Annotated in this window: 15 protein-coding genes; 8 read left to right on the top strand and 7 right to left on the bottom strand. The window is 65.9% G+C overall.

From position 1 onward, the window contains the following. Positions 1-191: 191 nt before the first annotated feature. Positions 192-1571, bottom strand: a complete 1380-nt coding sequence (gene glmU, locus OCK02_RS15280; RefSeq protein ID WP_263813801.1) for a bifunctional UDP-N-acetylglucosamine diphosphorylase/glucosamine-1-phosphate N-acetyltransferase GlmU — start codon at positions 1569-1571, stop codon at positions 192-194. A 74-nt stretch (positions 1572-1645) separates the two neighbouring features. Next, positions 1646-3289: a Na/Pi cotransporter family protein gene (locus OCK02_RS15275; protein ID WP_230805535.1), complete on the bottom strand. Its 1644-nt coding sequence runs from the start codon at positions 3287-3289 to the stop codon at positions 1646-1648. Positions 3290-3631: 342 nt separating this feature from the next. Between OCK02_RS15275 and OCK02_RS15270 the strand changes: the two genes are divergently transcribed. From OCK02_RS15270 to OCK02_RS26145, 6 genes are all read left to right on the top strand, one after another. Next, positions 3632-5515 (top strand): peptidylprolyl isomerase, encoded by a 1884-nt coding sequence (locus OCK02_RS15270; RefSeq protein ID WP_263813800.1) that lies wholly within the window; start codon positions 3632-3634, stop codon positions 5513-5515. Between the two features lie 21 nt (positions 5516-5536). Next, a complete protein-coding gene (gene trpD, locus OCK02_RS15265; protein ID WP_263813799.1) occupies positions 5537-6559 on the top strand; it encodes an anthranilate phosphoribosyltransferase in 1023 nt (340 codons plus the stop codon). A gap of 9 nt (positions 6560-6568) precedes the next feature. Continuing rightward, entirely contained in the window at positions 6569-7384 is an 816-nt protein-coding gene (trpC, locus tag OCK02_RS15260; protein ID WP_263813798.1) for an indole-3-glycerol phosphate synthase TrpC, read from the top strand. Next, on the top strand, positions 7381-7881 hold the full coding sequence (moaC, locus tag OCK02_RS15255; protein WP_263813797.1) for a cyclic pyranopterin monophosphate synthase MoaC: 501 nt from the start codon (positions 7381-7383) through the stop codon (positions 7879-7881). Before trpC ends, moaC begins: the two co-directional genes overlap by 4 nt. A gap of 2 nt (positions 7882-7883) precedes the next feature. Continuing rightward, the gene (gene glp, locus OCK02_RS15250; RefSeq protein WP_263813796.1) at positions 7884-9122 is read left to right on the top strand and encodes a gephyrin-like molybdotransferase Glp; all 1239 of its coding nucleotides are present in this window, start codon (positions 7884-7886) and stop codon (positions 9120-9122) included. A gap of 612 nt (positions 9123-9734) precedes the next feature. After that, positions 9735-11672 carry a M10 family metallopeptidase gene (locus tag OCK02_RS26145; protein ID WP_318530102.1) on the top strand — a complete coding sequence of 646 codons (1938 nt, stop codon included), beginning with the start codon at positions 9735-9737 and terminating at the stop codon, positions 11670-11672. 109 nt (positions 11673-11781) lie between these two features. Here OCK02_RS26145 and OCK02_RS15235 read toward each other — a convergent pair whose 3' ends face one another. From OCK02_RS15235 to cysG, 5 genes are all read right to left on the bottom strand, one after another. Then, positions 11782-12594 (bottom strand): ferredoxin--NADP reductase, encoded by an 813-nt coding sequence (locus tag OCK02_RS15235; protein ID WP_230805524.1) that lies wholly within the window; start codon positions 12592-12594, stop codon positions 11782-11784. Between the two features lie 220 nt (positions 12595-12814). Further along, complete coding sequence (locus OCK02_RS15230) at positions 12815-13315, bottom strand: DUF934 domain-containing protein (protein ID WP_263813795.1); 501 nt, start codon at positions 13313-13315, stop codon at positions 12815-12817. A 14-nt stretch (positions 13316-13329) separates the two neighbouring features. Next, entirely contained in the window at positions 13330-15000 is a 1671-nt protein-coding gene (locus OCK02_RS15225; protein ID WP_263813794.1) for a nitrite/sulfite reductase, read from the bottom strand. A 10-nt stretch (positions 15001-15010) separates the two neighbouring features. Next, complete coding sequence (locus OCK02_RS15220; protein WP_263813793.1) at positions 15011-15328, bottom strand: DUF2849 domain-containing protein; 318 nt, start codon at positions 15326-15328, stop codon at positions 15011-15013. 1 nt (position 15329) lies between these two features. After that, complete coding sequence (gene cysG, locus OCK02_RS15215; RefSeq protein WP_263813792.1) at positions 15330-16769, bottom strand: siroheme synthase CysG; 1440 nt, start codon at positions 16767-16769, stop codon at positions 15330-15332. A gap of 209 nt (positions 16770-16978) precedes the next feature. Here cysG and OCK02_RS15210 point away from each other — a divergent pair, with 209 nt between their 5' ends. Further along, the gene (locus tag OCK02_RS15210; protein WP_263813791.1) at positions 16979-17566 is read left to right on the top strand and encodes a nucleoside deaminase; all 588 of its coding nucleotides are present in this window, start codon (positions 16979-16981) and stop codon (positions 17564-17566) included. 21 nt (positions 17567-17587) lie between these two features. Beyond that, a complete protein-coding gene (gene mazG / locus OCK02_RS15205; RefSeq protein WP_263813790.1) occupies positions 17588-18421 on the top strand; it encodes a nucleoside triphosphate pyrophosphohydrolase in 834 nt (277 codons plus the stop codon). Positions 18422-18454 lie beyond the last annotated feature (33 nt).

Genomic DNA, 18454 nt, shown 5'->3' with positions numbered 1-18454 from the left:
GGGTCGCGCCTGTCGCCGGCTCTGCAGGGCGGCGACGCGGACCACACGATTGATCGACGCATGACGCCGACCGAAAATCCACTCAGACTTTCGGGGGTATGCGGTGTAACTGGCGCATTCTGGTAGCGGTTTTTGTAGCGAGCGCAATCACCTAGCGCTCACTTTCGATTTCATGCGTTAATGCCTGTGGCCTATTCGGCCGCCTTCTTGCGTGCTGCCTTGATCGCGGCGTTGCGCTCGCGGATCAGCCTGGCGCGCTCCGGCTTGTTTTCCTGCCGCGCCCGGCCGAAGGCGACGGCGTCGTCCGGAACGTCCATGGTGATCACGCTGCCGGAGGCGACATAGGCGCCGTTGCCGATCGTGACCGGGGCCACCAGCGCCGAATTGGAGCCGACGAACGCGTTCGCGCCGATTCGCGTCTCGTGCTTGTTGATGCCGTCGTAGTTGCAGGTAATCGTGCCGGCGCCGATATTGCTGCCGGCGCCGACGAAGGCGTCGCCGATATAGGTCAGGTGGTTGACCTTGGCGCCCTCCCCGATCTCCGCCTTCTTCACCTCGCAGAAATTGCCGACCTTCGAGCCGGCCCCGAGGTCCGCTCCCGGGCGAAGCCGCGCGAACGGCCCGACCGTGGCGCCGGGCCCGACATGGGCACCCTCCAGATGCGAGAAGGCATGGATGACCGCGCCGCTCTCCACCGTCACGCCCGGACCGAACACCACGTTCGGCTCGATCGTCACGTCCTGCGCGACCTGCGTGTCGTAGGACAGAAAGACCGTCTCGGGCGCGATCATCGACACGCCGGAGAGCATCAGCGCGGTGCGCCGCCGCTCTTGCCACAGCCGCTCGATATAGGCGAGTTCCGCGCGGGTGTTGCAGCCGGTCAGCTCCGCCTCTGGGGCCTCGACGGCCGTGGCCCGGCCGCCGGCGGCCCGGACCACCTCGACGATGTCGGTCAGGTAGTATTCGCCCTTGGCATTGGCGTTGCCGATCTTCTCGATCAGTTCCAGCGCCTTGCCGCCGTCGATCGCCATCAGCCCGCCGTTGCAATAGGCGATCTCCCGCTCCTTCGGCGTGGCGTCCTTTTCCTCCCGGATCGCGAGAAGCTCGCCGTCCTCAACGATCAGGCGACCGTAACCGAAGGGATTGGCCGCCATGAAGCCGACGACGACGACGTCGCTGCCAGCGGCAAGCCCGGCGCGCGCGGCCTGCAGGGGGGCGGCGGTCAGGAGCGGCGTGTCGCCGAAGACGACGAGAATATCGTCATAGCCCTTCCCGATGGCCTCACGGGCGGCGAGCACCGCATGTGCCGTGCCGAGCCGTTCCGTCTGGATATGGGTTTCGGAACGGACTGCAGAATGCCGGGCGGCCGCCTCGACCTTGTCCGCGTCGCGGCCGAGCACGAGCGCCACCTCGGTGATCCCGGCGCCCGAAAGCGCCTCGACCACATGGGCGATCATCGCGCGGTTGCCGATCGGATGCAGCACCTTCGACTGCGAGGACTTCATCCTCGTGCTCTCGCCCGCCGCCAGGATGATCGCCAGGCAGCTGCGTTTCGTCTCGTCCTTGTGCATCGGCATCCTCGTAAAACTGATCGGGTGCCGTTCCATATCAAACGAGCCCCGTCGGAGACAAAGGGAAATCGCGCCTATTCGGTACCGCGCAGCCTGCTCTCGACCAGGAGACCGCTCTCGTCGAGGATCGGATAGGCGACGGAGACCAGGTGGGCGTTGATCCGCTTGAGGTCGCGCAGCATGTCGAGATGCAGCGAACTGGTCTGCAAGCTCTCCATCCTGCCGTCGCGCAAGCGGGCAAGGTGGCGTTCCGACGACTGCTTCTCCATATGCCGCACGGCGACCTTGACCTCCACCAGTTGCCTTGCGAGCGCGAAATCGCGCGAGACCAGGATCGTCTGCGCGATCCGCAGGTTCTCGATCGTGAGGTTGAACAGCCCGGAAAGCTCCGCATAGCCGTCGCTGGAAAACCGCAGGCCGTTGACGACCTTCTTGCGCACCTGTTCCTGCAGGCCCTTCTCGATGATGTCGCCGACATGCTCGAGATTGATCGCATAGTCGATGACGACGATCGAGCGGGCGCTGTTCTCCGCGCTCAGGCCCTTGTTGCCGAGCCGCGAGAGGTAGATCTTGATCGCCTGCTGCAACTCGTCGACCTGCTTCTCCAGCACGCCGATCCTGCCGAGTTCGGTCAGGTTGTTCTCCTCGAACGCCTTCATCGTATGGATCAGCATCGCCTCGATCAGATCGCCGACGCGCAGGACCTCGCGGGTAGCTCCCGACAGTGCCACCACCGGCGTATCGAGCGCCGCCTCGTCCAGGTATTGCGGGCCGGTCTCGGCCGGCGGCTCGTCCGGCACCAGCCGTTCCATCAGCCGCGCCACCAGCGGCGAAAGCGGCCAGAACACCAGCGCCACGACGATGTTGAAGGCGAGATGTGCATCGACAGGCAGTTTCGCGAGCGGCAGCGGCAGTTGCAGCAGCGCGCCTGCGGCCAGATCGGCAAACGGCAGCACCGCAAGGCAGCCCGCCGCCCGCACAAGCAGGTTTCCGAGCGTCACCCTGCGCGCCGGCGCCGCCGCGCGGAACGTGGCGATAACCGGCGGCACGGCGCCGCCGAGATTGGCGCCGAGGACCAGCACCACGGTGAGCCCGGGCGACACGATGCCGGTGGCCGAAAGCGACAGGATCAGAACGACGACCGCCAGGCTCGAGGACGAGACGACGGCGAGCGCCGTCGAAAAGGCGAGCGCCACCGGCCACGCGCCGTCGAGCAGCGAAAGGAATGCCGCAAGGGCCGCCGACTGGCGCATCGGCTCCGTCGCCTGGCTGAGCAGGTGCAGCGACAAGAGCATCAGGCCGATGCCGACGAGGGCGGCGCCCGCGCCCTGCCGGAACGTCGAGCTGCCCTTGTAGAGGACGACGCCGGCCAGGATGAGGAGCGGCGCCACCCATTCGATCCCGGTCGCGACGATCCAGGCCGTCACGGCCGTGCCGACATTGGCGCCGAGCAGGACGATCTGCGCCATACGCGACCGGATCAGGTTCTTTTCGACAAAGGAGGCGGTCATCAATGCCGTCGCCGTCGAGCTCTGCAGCGCGATCGTGGCGACGAAGCCGGACACGAAGGCCCGCAGGAAACCGCCCGTGCCGAGCGCCAGCCCCTTGCGCAACCGGCTGCCGAAGGCCCGCGTCACCCCGTCCTTCACCTGCCCGAGCCCGAACAGCAGCAGGGCCACTGCACCGAGCAGATTGATCATCACGGTCGTCGATTCCATGCCATCGCCTTTTCTGCTACGCCTGCTCCGCCGAACCGCAACCGTATCACTCAATAACGGCTGACAGCGAGAATCGCAGAAAGCCCGGCTTGCGCAATTCATCAATTATTTCAGAAACAGACCTTTTGCCGGCAAATGAAAATCGACCGCGACCGGCCTGTTAGCGCCGTTCCGGAAATTCCGTCCCGGAACGGTTTTCCGGCCGCCTGCGGGCCGCCGGCTTCGACGCTTCCGTCCGCGGGAAGGAAACGCGCCGACCATCGGACTTCTAATCCCTGAAACTTTCCGTTATGAGACGATTTCCGTCCGGCCCAGGCGCCGTACCAGCGAGGAATGCGATATATGCTCGAGACTTTGAGAAAAGGCGCCCAGACCTGGGTAGCGAAAGCCCTCATGATCATCCTGGTGGCGTCCTTCGGCGTCTGGGGCGTCTCGAGCTCGCTCATCACCGGAACATCCAGCGCCGTCGTCACCGTGGGCGACGTCGATGTCTCGGCCACCGACTTCCGCCTGGCCTACGAGCGCCAGCTCTCCGCCCTTTCGCAGCGCTTCGGCACCCGCCTGACGAGCGAACAGGCCCGAGCGTTCGGCCTCGAGAACCAGGTCTATGCGGAACTCGTCGCCGGCGCGGCCCTCGACCAGCTCTCCAACGACATGAGCCTCGGCCTCAGCGAGGATCGTCTGGCCCAACTGATCGCGGAAGATCCGGCGTTTCGTGGGCCGAATGGCCGCTTCGACCGGGTCGCCTTCTCCTCCATCCTGCGCAATGCCGGACTGCGCGAGAACGACTACATCAACAATCGCAGCCAGGTCGCCGTCCGCAGCCAGATTGTCGAAGCGATCTCCGACGGCTACCAGGCGCCGCAGGCCCTGACCGACGCGATCCGCCAGTACCGCAACGAGGCACGCACGGTCGACTACCTGCTGCTGTCGAACGCCAATATCGATCCGGTCAAGGCGCCGGCCGACGACGTTCTGTCGGCCTGGTTCGAAACGAACAAGGCGAAGTACCGCGCCCCGGAATACCGCAAGTTCGTCTATGTCGCGCTGTCGCCCAAGGACATCGTCGACGCGTCTGCGATCGACGACGCGGCGCTGCGCGAGGAATTCGAGCGCACCAAGGACAAGTACCGCACGGACGAGGTGCGCACCGTCCAGCAGTTGACCTTTCCCGATCGCGCGGCCGCCGATGCCGCCGCGGGCAAGCTTGCCGCCGGCACAACCTTCGATGCGCTGATCGCCGAACAGGGCAAGACCGAGGCCGACGTCACGCTCGGCGACTTCACCAAGGCGGCGATGCCGGAACAGACGCTCGCGGAGGCCGCATTTGCCATCCCGGCGGATGGGGGCACCTCGCCTGTCGTCGACGGCATCTTCGGCCCGGTGATCCTGCGGGCGACGAACATCCGCCCGGAGGCGACGAAAGCCTTCGACGACGTCAAGGAAGAACTGCGCGAGGAAATGGCCCTGACGCAGGCGAGCGACGACCTGATGGCCATCCACGATCGCTTCGACGAAGCCGTCGCCAATGGCGCCACGATCGAGGACGCAGCCGCCCAGGCGAACCTCAAGCTGGTCACCGTCGAGGCCGCCGACAACACCGGCAGGGGCCAGGACGGCGAGGAGATCGCCCTCCCCGAACAGGCAGGGCTGCTGGCCGCCGTGTTCGCGACGGAGGCCGGCCTTGAGAACCCGCCGGTGAACTATGGCCGCGACGGCTATATCTGGTACGAGGTGCGTGACATCATTCCGGATCGCGACCGCACCCTCGAGGAGACGCGCGACAGCGTCGTCGCCGACTGGACCGCCGAGCAGCAGCGCGACGCCCTCGGCAAGAAGGCCGCCGAAATCGCCGAGCGCATCCGCAAGGGCGAGACGATGGCCGCCATCGCCGCGGACATGGGCATTGCCGTCGAGAACAAGGCCGGGCTGACCCGCGGCGCCGAGGACATCACCCTGAGCCCGGCCGCTGTCACGGCGGCTTTCGGCGGACCGGTGGGCCATGTCGCCAATGCGCCGGGGATCGGTGGCGAGGGCCAGGTCGTCCTGCAGGTGACCGAAGTCAACAGCGACGCCATGGGCGACGCGCTCGCGAATGCCGACCAACAGATCGACGCGATCGCCCGCGCCAGCGGCGATGACATCCTCGACCAGATGGTCTCCAGCCTGCAGACCTCCTACGGCGTTTCGATCAACCGGTCGCTGGCCGAGCGCAGCATGCAATGACGGGCCGGGAAAGCGGATCACATGTCTGACCTGAAACCATTCATCGCCAAGGTTGCCAACGGACAGCCGCTGGACAAGGAGGAGGCGCGCGGCGCCTTCGAGATCATCATGTCCGGCGCCGCCACCCCTTCGCAGATCGGCGGTTTCCTGATGGCGCTGCGCGTTCGCGGCGAAACGGTGGACGAGATCTACGGCGCCGTCGGTTCCATGCGCGCCCGTATGCTTCCGGTATCCGTGCCCGCCGACGCGGTCGACATCGTCGGCACCGGCGGCGACGGCGCCGGAACCTACAACATCTCGACGCTCGCCGCGGTCATCGTCGCCGGCGCCGGCGTGCCGGTGGCCAAGCATGGCAACCGCGCGCTGAGTTCCAAATCAGGCACCGCGGACGCCCTCTCCTGCCTCGGCGTCAAGCTCGACATCGGCCCGGAAGCGATTTCGCGCTGCGTGACGGAGGCGGGCCTCGGCTTCATGTTCGCCCAGCTCCATCATCCCGCGATGAAGCACGTCGGCCCCTCGCGCGTCGAACTCGGCACGCGCACCATCTTCAACCTCCTCGGCCCGCTGTCGAACCCTGGCAGCGTCAAGCGGCAGCTCGTCGGCGTCTATGCCGAGCAATGGCTGGTGCCGGTCGCGGAAGTGTTGCGCGACCTTGGCTCCGAGCACGTCTGGGTCGTCTACGGCTCCGGCCTCGACGAGATCACCACGACCGGCTCGACCCGGATCGCGGCGCTGGAGAACGGCAAGATCCGCACCTTCGAGCTGACGCCCGCTGACTTCGGCCTGCCGCAGGTGACGCTCGACGCGATCCGCGGCGGCGACGGCGCGCACAATGCCGAGGCTTTGCAGTCGGTCCTCGGCGGCGCGGAAAACGCCTATCGCGACATCGCGCTCGCCAACGCCGCCGCCGCCCTGATCGTCGCCGGCAAGGCGGGCTCGATCGGCCAGGGCATGGAGATCGCGCGCGCCTCGCTCGAGAGCGGCAGCGCCAGCACGGCACTCGGCAAGCTCGTGGCGGTTTCCAACGCCGCCGATCAAGGGTAGGCTTGCGCCATGACCGACATCCTCAAGAAGATCGAAGCCTACAAGCGCGAGGAAATCGAAGCCGCCAAGGCGGCCGTCCCGCTTGCCGAACTGCGGGCCATCAGCCGCGACCAGGAAGCCCCGCGCGGCTTTTTCGCGAGCCTCCTGAACAGGAAGGCGCAGGGCGCCTTCGGGCTGATCGCCGAGATCAAGAAGGCCAGCCCCTCCAAGGGCCTGATCCGTCCGGATTTCGATCCGCCGGCTCTCGCGAAAGCCTACGAGGCCGGAGGGGCGGCGTGCCTCTCCGTCCTGACGGACCGGCCGAGCTTCCAGGGTGCGCCGGAGTTCCTGACGAAGGCCCGCGCCGCCTGCAGCCTGCCGGCGCTGCGCAAGGATTTCATGTTCGACACCTATCAGGTCCAGGAAGCCCGGGCCTGGGGCGCGGACTGCATCCTGCTCATCATGGCCTCGCTGTCGGACGACGACGCAAGGCGCCTGCAGGATCATGCGTTTTCACTCGGCATGGACGTCCTCGTCGAGGTGCATGACGAGGCGGAGATGGAGCGGGCGCTGACGCTGAAATCGAAGCTCGTCGGCATCAACAACCGCAACCTCCGGACCTTCGAGGTCGACCTCGCCGTTTCCGAGCGCCTTGCGCGCATGGTGCCGGACGACCGCCTGCTGGTCGGCGAGAGCGGGATATTCATCCATGCCGACTGCGAGCGCCTGAAGTCTTCCGGCATCTCCACCTTCCTCGTCGGCGAAAGCCTGATGCGGCAGGATGACGTGACGGCGGCCACGCGGACGCTGCTCACCGGCAAGCCCTCCGTCCTGGCTGCGGAATGATGGCGGGCGGGCGCGACGGACTGACCCATATCGACGCCTCCGGCGAGGCGAACATGGTCGATGTCGGCGACAAGGCCGAAACGGTGCGGATCGCCGTTGCCGAAGGCTCGGTGCGGATGCGCCCGGAGACGCTGAAGCTGATCCGCGAAGGCAACGCCCGCAAGGGCGACGTGATCGGCACGGCACGGCTGGCCGGCATCATGGCCGCCAAGCAGACCGCCAGCCTCATTCCGCTCTGCCACCCGCTGATGCTGACCAAGGTCTCCGTCGACATTACCGAGGATGCGGACCTTCCCGGCCTGCGCGTCGAGGCGATGGCGAAGCTGAGCGGGCGGACGGGGGTCGAGATGGAGGCGCTGACGGCCGTCAGCGTCGCCTGCCTCACGATCTACGACATGGCCAAGGCCGCGGACAAGGAGATGGAGATCGGCGGGATCCGCCTTCTCGCCAAGTCCGGCGGCCGCTCTGGAAACTATCGCCGCGGGGAGCAGGATTGAACATGTCGCTTTTGCCGGTAGAGGATGCGCTTGAACGCCTGTTGAAGGCAGCCCGTCCACCGGCAAGAAGCGAGAGCGTGCCGCTTCACGAGGCCTGCGACCGCGTGCTGGCCGGCGATGTCGCCGCCCGCCTCACCCAGCCCCCATTCGACAATTCGGCGATGGACGGCTATGCCCTGCGCCACCAGGACATCGCCGAACCCGGCGCCACCTTGCGCGTCATCGGCCGGTCCGCTGCCGGCCATGCCTTTACCGGAACCGTCGGCCCCGGCGAGACGGTGCGGATCTTCACCGGCGCCCCGCTGCCAGCCGGCGCCGACACGGTGCTGCTGCAGGAGGACGCGGAGACGATCGGCGACGACCGCATCAGCAATACCTTCCTGCCGCCGCGCGGCCGTCATATCCGCCCGCGCGGACAGGACTTCACCGAGGGCGAGGTCGTGCTGCACGAGGGCCAGATGCTTGATGCGGGGCGGCTGACGGTCGCAGCGGCGATGAACCATGCCGTCCTCAACGTCTACGCTCGCCCCAAGGTGGCGCTGCTCGCGACCGGCGACGAACTCGTCCCGCCGGGTTCGGCCCTCGGCCCCAGCCAGATCGTCGCCTCCAACAGCTATGGCGTGGCAGCGCTCGCCCGCGAGGCCGGCGCCGAGGTGATCGATCTCGGCATTGCCGCCGACGACCCCAATGCAATCATGGACGCCGTCGACTGGGCGAAGGCCTGCGGCGCCGACGTGCTGGTGACGCTCGGCGGCGCCTCGGTCGGGGATCACGACCTGGTGCAGCCGGTGCTGGTCTCCGCCGGCATGGAACTGGATTTCTGGCGCATCGCCATGCGGCCGGGCAAGCCGCTGATGGTCGGTCGCCTCGGCGGCATGCAGATCCTCGGCCTTCCCGGCAACCCGGCTTCCAGCATGGTCTGCGCGCTCCTGTTCCTCGAGCCGCTCGTGCGCAGGCTGTCGCGCCTGCCGGCCGCCGACCGGCGGACCTTCGCGCTGGCCGGAAGCGCGCTTGCGGCCAACGACCACCGGCAGGACTATCTTCGCGCGACGGTGAGCGTCCGCGACGACGGCACGCTGGTGGCGACGCCCTACGACAAGCAGGATTCCTCGATGATGAAGGTGTTTGCGGCCGCCGACTGCCTTCTCGTCCGCCCGCCGCATGCGGAACCGGCCGAAGCCGGGGACCCTTGCGAGATCCTCCTGCTCCGGCCGTCGCCCACTAACCGTCAATTCCCTTGAGCGCCAGTCCCGGCGCCTCGTATCGCTGCCCTGAGCCCGGCTCTGCCCGCGCCTATATCAGCACGGCCCGTTGAAGACCCGATGATGCCTGTATGTGCCCGCGCCGGCGGCGAATTCGCCGCGCTGTGGCCACGACCGGATGGCGCGCGCCTTTCGGCCGCCGGTCCGCATCGTGTGTCGCGCATGTGATTTCGTCACCCTCGAGACATCAACGTTTCAGAACGAAAATCCAATGTCCGCATTGCAGAAAACATTCCGGAAAGGCGTCGGCGGCCCGGCCTGCAAACCGGGGACAACACGCCTCCGCGGGCCTTCCTGGCCCTGCCTGCCATGAGACGGGCATATTCTGCCGCTATCGCCTCCCTCGCGTTCGGTCCCCCGACACCCTGCCCTGGGCCGGGACCACCCGGCGGCGCTCCGGCCGCGAAGTCAAGCGGGAGAGCTCTCAGCATGGCAACCACGACGAACCCCGCAAGGCCGCCTAAGACGGCTCCGCACCATTTGCGTTCCGTCTCTCCGGACGTCATGAGTTGTTGAGGCTTTGCCTGTACACGCATAACGGAAATGCCGGCCGATGACGCTTTTTCCACGATACCGAACAAGGACATCCGAATGACAGGCATCAACAAGAGCACCAAGACCGTCTCGGCGACCGGAAACGACGTCATCGACGCCGTGCTCGGCGACACGGCCTGGAGCGGTACCGTCACCTATGCGTTCCCGACGAGCCAATCCGCCTATGGCTATTCGCAATACGAACCGAGCCAGGGTTTCGGCGCCGTCTCGGCCAAGGTGAAGGAAGCCGCGCTCTTTGCGATGGAGCAGTCCTACGGCTCCAGGGCCAATGACGGATTTTCGGTGGAGGGTTTCACCGGTCTCAATCTTTCTGCGGGTTCGCAGACGAGCGCAAACCTCCGCTTCGCCAAATCGACTTACGACAACCCCACGGCCAAGGCCTACTTCCCGGGGACTTACGACGAAGCCGGCGATCTTTGGTTCGGGAACGGCAGCAACCTCAGCAGCCCGCAGGCCGGCAACTACGGCTGGCACACGCTGACGCACGAACTCGGCCACGCGCTCGGCCTGGAACATGCTCACACGGACGAAGGCTTCGGCAAGATTCCCGCCTCCTACGACAGCGTCGAATATACCGTGATGACCTACCACAGCTATCGGGGCAGTACCTCGCAGGCGTATACCTATGAGGCGTTCGGCGCCCCGCAGACCTTCATGATGGCCGACATCGCAGCGCTCCAGCGCATGTACGGCGCCGACTTCACGACGAATTCCGGAAACACCACCTACAAATGGAACCCGGACGGCGGCAGGACCTACGTCAACGGCGAGATCGCCATCGCCCCCGGCGCCAACCGGATCTTTGCCACGATCTGGGACGGCGGCGGCAAGGACACCTATGACCTCTCCGCCTATTCCGAAGGCGTCGACATCGATCTCGCTCCCGGCTCCAGCTCTGAATTCAGCGACCGGCAGCTCGCCCATCTCGGCAACAATCACTACGCCGGCGGCAACATCTACAACGCCATGCTCTATAACAGTGACACGCGCTCCCTCATCGAGAACGCCAAGGGCGGCGCGGGCGCAGACACCATCAGGGGCAACCAGGCTGCCAACACGCTGACAGGCAACAGCGGCAACGACAGGCTCTACGGCCTGACCGGCAAGGACACGCTCTACGGCAACAGCGGCAAGGATACGCTCGACGGCGGCAGCGGAAACGACACGCTGATCGGCGGGGCCGCCGGCGACCGGCTGATCGGCGGCAGCGGCACCGATACCGCCTCCTATTCCACGGCCCGCGCCGGCGTGACGGCAAGCCTCACCAAGCCCTCGATCAACACCAACGACGCCGCCGGCGACAGCTATTCCTCGATCGAGCAACTGCTGGGCTCCGCCTATGCCGACAAGCTGACCGGCAACAGCGCCGCCAATCGCCTGAACGGCGGCAAGGGCAACGACACGCTCAACGGCGGGTCAGGGAACGACACGCTGATCGGCGGCGCCGGCGCCGACCGGCTGATCGGCGGCAGCGGCAGCGACACCGCAAGCTACCAGAGCGCGTCGTCCGGCGTGACCGTCAACCTCGGCTCACGCTCGGCCAACACTGGCGAGGCCAGGGGCGACAGCTACTCGTCGATCGAGCGTCTGGTCGGAAGCAGCCATTCCGACAACCTGACGGGCAACAGCGCCGCCAACCGCATCTTCGGCGACAACGGCAAGGACGTGCTCAAGGGCGGCGACGGCAACGACGTCCTCGATGGCGGCAAGGGCAACGACAAGCTCTTCGGTGGAAAGGGCAACGACGACTTCGTCTTCGGCAAGGGCTACGGAAACGACACGGTGCAGAGCTTCACCGATGGCGTCGACCAGATCGACCTGCGCAGCTACCATTTCTCCTCCGTCTCGTCGGTGCTCGCCAAGGCGACCCAGGTCGATGACGACGTCCGCTTCAAGTTCGCGGCGACGGATATCCTGGTCCTGAAGGAGTTCGATATCGCCGATCTCGGCGCAAGCGACTTCATCCTCGCCTGAGTGCAGAAACGCGCAGGGGGGCACCATCGCCGACCTGCGGACCGGAAAAACAAAAGGGGCGATGCGCGCGGCATCGCCCCTTTTTCATGACCGTGCGATCGAGCCGGCCTCAGTCGACGAAGGCGCGCTCGATGACGAATTCCCCGGGCTTGCTGTTGGCGCCCTCGGTAAGCCCCGCCTGTTCGAGCAGAAGCTTGGTTTCCTTCAGCATCGCTGCCGAACCGCAGATCATCGCGCGATCGACCGCCGGGTCGAAGGGGGCGACGCCGAGATCGGCGAACATCTTGCCGTTGCTGATCAGGTCGGTGATGCGGCCCTGGTAAGGGAAAGGCTCGCGGGTGACGGTCGCATAATGGCGCAGCTTGCCGCCGACGACCTCCGACAGAAGTTCGTCCTTGGCGATCTCCTCGACCAGGTCGAAGCCGTATTTCAGTTCCGAGATTTCGCGGCAGGTATGGGTGAGGATCACCTCGTCGAACTTCTCATAGGTCTCCGGGTCGCGAATCAGGCTCGCGAACGGCGCGATCCCCGTGCCGGTGGAGAACATGTAGAGGCGCTTGCCGGGGGTCAGTGCGTCGAGCACCAGCGTGCCCGTCGGCTTCTTGCGCATCAGCACCTGGTCGCCCTGCTTGATCTGCTGCAGGTGCGAGGTCAGCGGGCCGTCCGGAACCTTGATGGAGAAGAACTCCAGTTCCTCGCCCCAGGCCGGGCTCGCGATCGAATAGGCGCGGTAGACCGGCTTGCCGTCGACCATCAGCCCGATCATGGCGAATTCGCCCGAGCGGAACCGGAAGCCGTCCGGACGCGTCATGCGGAAGCGGAAAAGGCGGTCGGTATAGTGTTGCACGCTCGTCACCGTCTCGGCATAGACGCCGGCGGGAACGGTGGCTGCAAGGTCTTCGGTCTTTGCGGGCGCGTTCATTCGTGGTCGGTTCCTGCGGTCTCTACTGAATGTCGCATAGGCAGATATTATACTGCGGTTGCCGACGAAAGGCATCGCGTTCCAAAGGAAGCGGCCATGCGCAATTTGCATTCCATCGGTCGTCGTCCGGTCACGGACCTCATATAATGTGCGGCGCAGCAAGAAGAAAGGCCCGCCTCGGCCAAAAGCCGGAAAACTGGCCCTTTCGCGACAATATGCGTCAGCCGACGCGGCGCCAGCTGTAGGATTTCGCCTCGGCAGCCGGCCGTGCGGTCGGCTGGTAGTGGTTGTCGATCCCCGGCAGGCGGTTTTCCGACAGCCGCTTCAGGGCCGTCGCGTTCGTCACCGCGAAGCTGTCGATGCCGCAGCGGAGCATCAGCGGGATATGGTCGATCAGCACGTCGCCGACCGCCCTCACCTCGCCCGCATAGCTGAGCCGCGAGCGCAGAAGCGAAGCATGGCTGAACGCCCGGCCGTCGCTGAAGGCGGGGAACGCGACGGCCACGAGCGCGATGCGATCCAGATGCCCGGCAAGCCGCCGCACATCGTCTGCCGGATTGACGAGGACACCGAAGCCCCCGTCCTCACCCTCTGCGAACCGGGCGAGAAAATCATCGATGCCGATGATCGCCTTCTCGTTCGATCCCGCCTTGGTCTCCTCGCTCTCGACGACCCACGGATCGTCGTTGACGAAGCCGGTTTCCTTCCAGATTCTCGTCATGATACGCCCTTCCCTCAAGCCGCCTTCGCCGTATCGCCGTAAAGCGCATCCTTGAACGGCTGCGGCCCCACGCGGCGATAGGCGGCGAGGAAGTTCTCCGACGGATCGAGCCGCAGGCCGAGATAGGTCTCCACGATCACCTCGATCGCATCGGTGACCTTCTCCGGCTCGAAGCCGCGCCCGATGATCTCGCCGATCGACGTGTTCTCGTCACCGGAGCCGCCAAGCGTGATCTGGTACAGTTCCTCGCCCTTCTTCTCCACACCGAGCAGGCCGATATGGCCGACATGGTGATGTCCGCAGGCATTGATGCAGCCGGAGATCTTGATCTTCAACTCGCCGATCTCGGCCTGCCGCTCGGGCGAGGCGAAACGGTTGGAGATCTCCTGCGCCACCGGAATGGAGCGGGCGTTCGCGAGCGCGCAATAGTCGAGCCCCGGACAGGCGATGATGTCGGTGATCAGGCCGGCATTGGCGGTCGCAAGCCCGACTGCGACGAGCGCCCGGTAGACCGGTTCCAGGTCGGAGAGCGCCACATGCGGCAGGATCAGGTTCTGCTCGTGGCTGACGCGGATCTCGTCGAAGGCATAGTCCTCGGCGATATCGGCAACGGCCTCCATCTGAGCGTCGGTCGCGTCGCCCGGAATGCCGCCGATCGGCTTCAGCGAGATCGTCACCATGCCGTAGTCGGGATGCTTGTGCGGCTGGACGTTCTGCTGCACCCAGCGGGCGAAATCGGGATCCGCCTTCTTCCACTGCGCGAGATTTGCCCAGCCTTCGGCGCGCGGCTCCAGCGCCGGCGGGGCGAAATAGGCGCCGATCGCCTGGATGTCGGCGTCGGGCAGCTTCAGTTCGCTATTCTTCAGATCGGCAAATTCGACCTCGACCTGGCGCGCCAGTTCCTCGGCGCCGGTCTCGTGCACGAGGATCTTGATGCGGGCCTTGTACTTGTTGTCACGACGGCCGTGCAGGTTGTACACGCGCATGACAGCGGTCGTATAGGAGAGCAGGTCCTCCTCCGGCAGGAAGTCGCGGATCTTCTTGGCGATCATCGGCGTCCGTCCCTGCCCGCCGCCGACATAGACGGCAAAGCCGATCTCGCCCTTGTCGTTCTTCTTCAGGTGCAGGCCGATGTCGTGCACCTGGATCGCCGCGCGGTCGCGCTCCGCACCGGTAACGGCGATCTTGAACTTGCGCGGCAGATAGGAAAACTCAGGATGCACCGACGACCACTGGCGCAGGATTTCCGCATAGGGCCGCGGGTCGGCGACCTCGTCGGCGGCCGCACCGGCGAAATGGTCGGCGGTGACATTGCGGATGCAGTTGCCCGAGGTCTGGATCGCGTGCATCTCGACAGAGGCGAGATCAGCCATCGCATCGGGGACCTCCGACAGGGCCGGCCAGTTGTACTGGATGTTCTGGCGCGTGGTGAAATGGCCATAGCCGCGGTCGTACTTGCGCGCGATATGGGCAAGCATCCGCATCTGCCGGCTGTTCAGCGTGCCGTAGGGAATGGCGACGCGCAGCATGTAGGCGTGCAGTTGCAGGTAGACGCCGTTCATCAGCCGCAGCGGCTTGAACGCATCTTCCGCCAGTTCGCCCGACAGCCGGCGGGCGACCTGGTCGCGGAACTGGGCGACGCGGTCATTGACGAAGGCGTGGTCGAATTCATCGTAGCGATACATGTCTTGTCCTTCAGGCCACGACTGCGCGGGTCGCGTTCAGGCCGGAAAATCCGGCGGCATAGGGGATCGTCGGGCCGCCGGCCCGGATGCGTTCACGCATGCGAAGCGGGCGCAGCACGCCGTCGACCTCTTCGACGTCCACGACGTTGACGTCAACCACCTTGTTGTCGGCAAACGCCTGCTTGCCGGTCGCCTCGAGTGCTTCGACGGCTTCCTTGTGGCGCGCCACGAAGGCTTCCTGCAACGATGTGTTCCAGTTGCCTGCGGCATCGAGCCAGACGGAAATGCCGTCCGACAGCCGGTTCGCGGTCAGGACCTTGTCTGTCATGTCATGCTCCCAGATATGCGGCGTCCGCGGTCGCGCGGCTGCGGACGAGCGGAACGGAATGTTCGAAATTGGCGCCAGCGACCGCATCGCCGATGATGACCATCACCGGACCGGTCAGTTCGTCGCGATGCTGCAGGTCCGGCAGGTCCTTCAGCGTCCCGTGCAGAAGCCGCCTGTCGGCGCGGCTGGCATTCTCGATGACGGCGACGGTCGTCTCCGCCGGCAGGCCCGCCTGCATCAGCCGCCCTGCAACGGAAGCGGCAACCGTGCGGCCCATATAGACCGCGATCGTCGCCCCCGAAACGGCAAGCCGTGCCCAGTCAGGAAGGACGGCGCCGGTCAGGTCGTGGCCGGTGGTGAAGACCAGCGACGAGGCGACGCCGCGCAGGGTCAGCGGCAGCTCGAAGTCCGCAGCGGCAGCGAAGGCCGACGTGATGCCGGGCACGATCTCGTAGGTGATCCCTGCCTCGCGCAGCGCCGACATCTCCTCGGCGGCCCGGCCGTAGACCAGCGGATCGCCCGACTTCAGTCGCACGACACGCTTGCCGGCGCGGCCGAGCTCGACCAGGAGATCGTTGATCTCCTCCTGCGACTTGGAGTGACAGCCCTTGCGCTTGCCGACGGATATCCGTTCGGCATCGCGGCGCCCCATGTCGACGATCGCCTGCGGCACCAGCGCATCGAACACGATCGCATCGGCCTCCATCATCACCCGCTGCGCCCGCAGCGTCAGAAGGTCCTCTGCGCCCGGACCGGCGCCGACGAGCCAGACATGGCCCTCCACCTTGCGGGCGCGGGACAGAAGCTCGCTCGCCTTCCGACGCGCCAGTTCCTCGTCGCCGGCGCCGATGGCGTCCGCCACCTGCCCCTGGAAGAACCGACGCCAGAAGAGGCGGCGCGTCACACCGCGCGGCACGATGGCCTCCACCGCCTCGCGATAGGAGGCGGCCAGGGCTGCGAGCTTGCCGAGCGAGGGCGAAAGGATCTGGTCGATCTGGCCGCGGATCATCTGCGCCAGCACCGGCCCCGCCCCCTCGGTCCCGATCGCGACGGCGACCGGCGCACGGTTGACGAGTGCGGGCGTGAAGAAATCGCACTGGTCGGGCTGGTCCACGGCATTGACGGGTATGCGCAGTTCACGCGCAAGAGCCGCGATCTCGCGGTCGGCGGCGGCGTCACCCGTTGCGGCGAAGACGAGGACTGCATCGGCGAGCATATCGGCCGAAACCGTCGCGGCCATCACCTCGATCGCCTCGGCCTCGAGATAGCGGGCAAAGTCGGCCACCGGATCGGCAGCGACGACGGTGATTTCCGCATCGGTATTGCGCAGCAGCCGGACCTTGGCATAGGCCTCGTCACCACCGCCCACGACCACCACCCTCTTGCCGCTGACGCGGAAAAAGGCGGGGAATACCGAAAGCTTGTTGCTGGCCTGCTGCATCTCATGGTCCGGTTCGAGTGAGGCGCAATATCGCCAATACGGGACAAAATTTAAAGGAACAGAAATTCGCGGCCCATCGGGGCGGCGTATTCTTTTGCTCGCCTCCCGGGCATTTCGAGCAAATCTCTCCGTTGGGCTCTTGCCCCTTGCGTCCATGCGCGCCGCCCCGCTAAAGGTTGGCGCGGATCATCACCAGCGAGGAAAGCGCCATGGATCAAGCGGCCCTGGCAGGACGCCTGCTCGACGTCATCGAGACGGATATTCTCCCTCTGACAAGAAAGGGCGTCGCCGCCGGAAACAAGATTTTCGGCGCGGCGATCCTGCACAAATCCGATCTCTCGCTCGTGATCGCCGAAACCAACAACGAGACGGAGAACCCGCTCTGGCACGGCGAGGTCCATACGCTGAAGCGGTTCCACGAGCAGGCGGACAAGCCCGATCCGAAGGACCTGATCTTCCTGTCCACGCACGAGCCCTGTTCCATGTGCCTCTCGGCCATCACCTGGGCGGGCTTCGACAATTTCTACTATTTCTTCACCCATGAGGATTCCCGGGACGCCTTCGCGATCCCGCACGACCTGAAGATCCTGAAGGAAGTCTTCCGGCTCGAGCCGGGCGGCTATGCGAAGACGAACGCGTTTTGGCGATCGGCCGCGATCGGAGACCTGATCGCGACCGCCGCGGAGCCTGAAAAGGCGGAACTGAAGGCGCAGGACGCCCGCATCCGTCGCGCCTATGACGCGCTGTCGCAGACCTACCAGTCCGGCAAGGACGACAACACGATCCCGCTCAACTGAGCGGCAGACGGAGAAAAGCGCATGCAGCCGTCCCGCGACATCAAGGGCCTTCTCGACATCATGGCGGCGTTGCGCCAGCCCGAGACCGGCTGCCCCTGGGACGTGGTGCAGACCTTCGACACCATCAAGCCCTATACGATCGAGGAGGCCTACGAGGTGGCCGACGCGATCGAGCGCGCCGACATGCACGACCTTTGCGACGAGCTCGGAGACCTCCTGCTGCAGGTCGTCTTCCATGCCCGGATCGCCGAGGAAGCCGGCGCGTTTTCCTTCGACGACGTGGTCGAGGCGATCACGAGGAAGATGATCCGCCGCCACCCGCACGTGTTCGACCAGTCCGACGCCGACACGCCCGAACGGGTCAAGGCGCAGTGGGATGCGATCAAGAAGGCCGAAAAGCGCGAGCGCAGCGAACGGCGCGCCGGCCGCGGGCTGCCGCCCGAGAGCGACGAGGGCTATCTCGGCTCGGTCCAGCGCTCCTTCCCGGCTCTGGTGGAGGCCCTGAAATTGCAGGAACGCGCCGCCAAGGTCGGCTTCGACTGGTCGGAGCCGGAGCCCATCCTCGACAAGATCGAAGAGGAGATCGGCGAACTGCGCGAGGCGCTGCGCACCGGCGACCGCGCCAGGGTGGCCGACGAACTCGGCGACCTGATCTTCGCCGTCGTCAATATCGGCCGGCACACCGACACGGATGCGGAGATGGCGCTGCGCGGCACCAACGCGAAGTTCCGCCGCCGCTTCGCCCATATCGAGACGGAGCTTCAGGCCGCCGGCGAAACGCTGGAACAGGCGACGCTGGAGCGGATGGAAGACCTCTGGCAGGCCGCAAAGGCGATCGAGCGGCAACTCGGATAAGGCGGGTAACGGGCAAGACCCTAGGCGCGTCTT

It is taken from the genome of Rhizobium sp. TRM96647, from assembly GCF_025780115.1.
GTDB lineage: Bacteria > Pseudomonadota > Alphaproteobacteria > Rhizobiales > Rhizobiaceae > Mycoplana.
The sequence above is the reverse complement of the archived record's forward strand: the minus strand, read 5'-3'. Positions and strand labels throughout refer to the sequence as shown.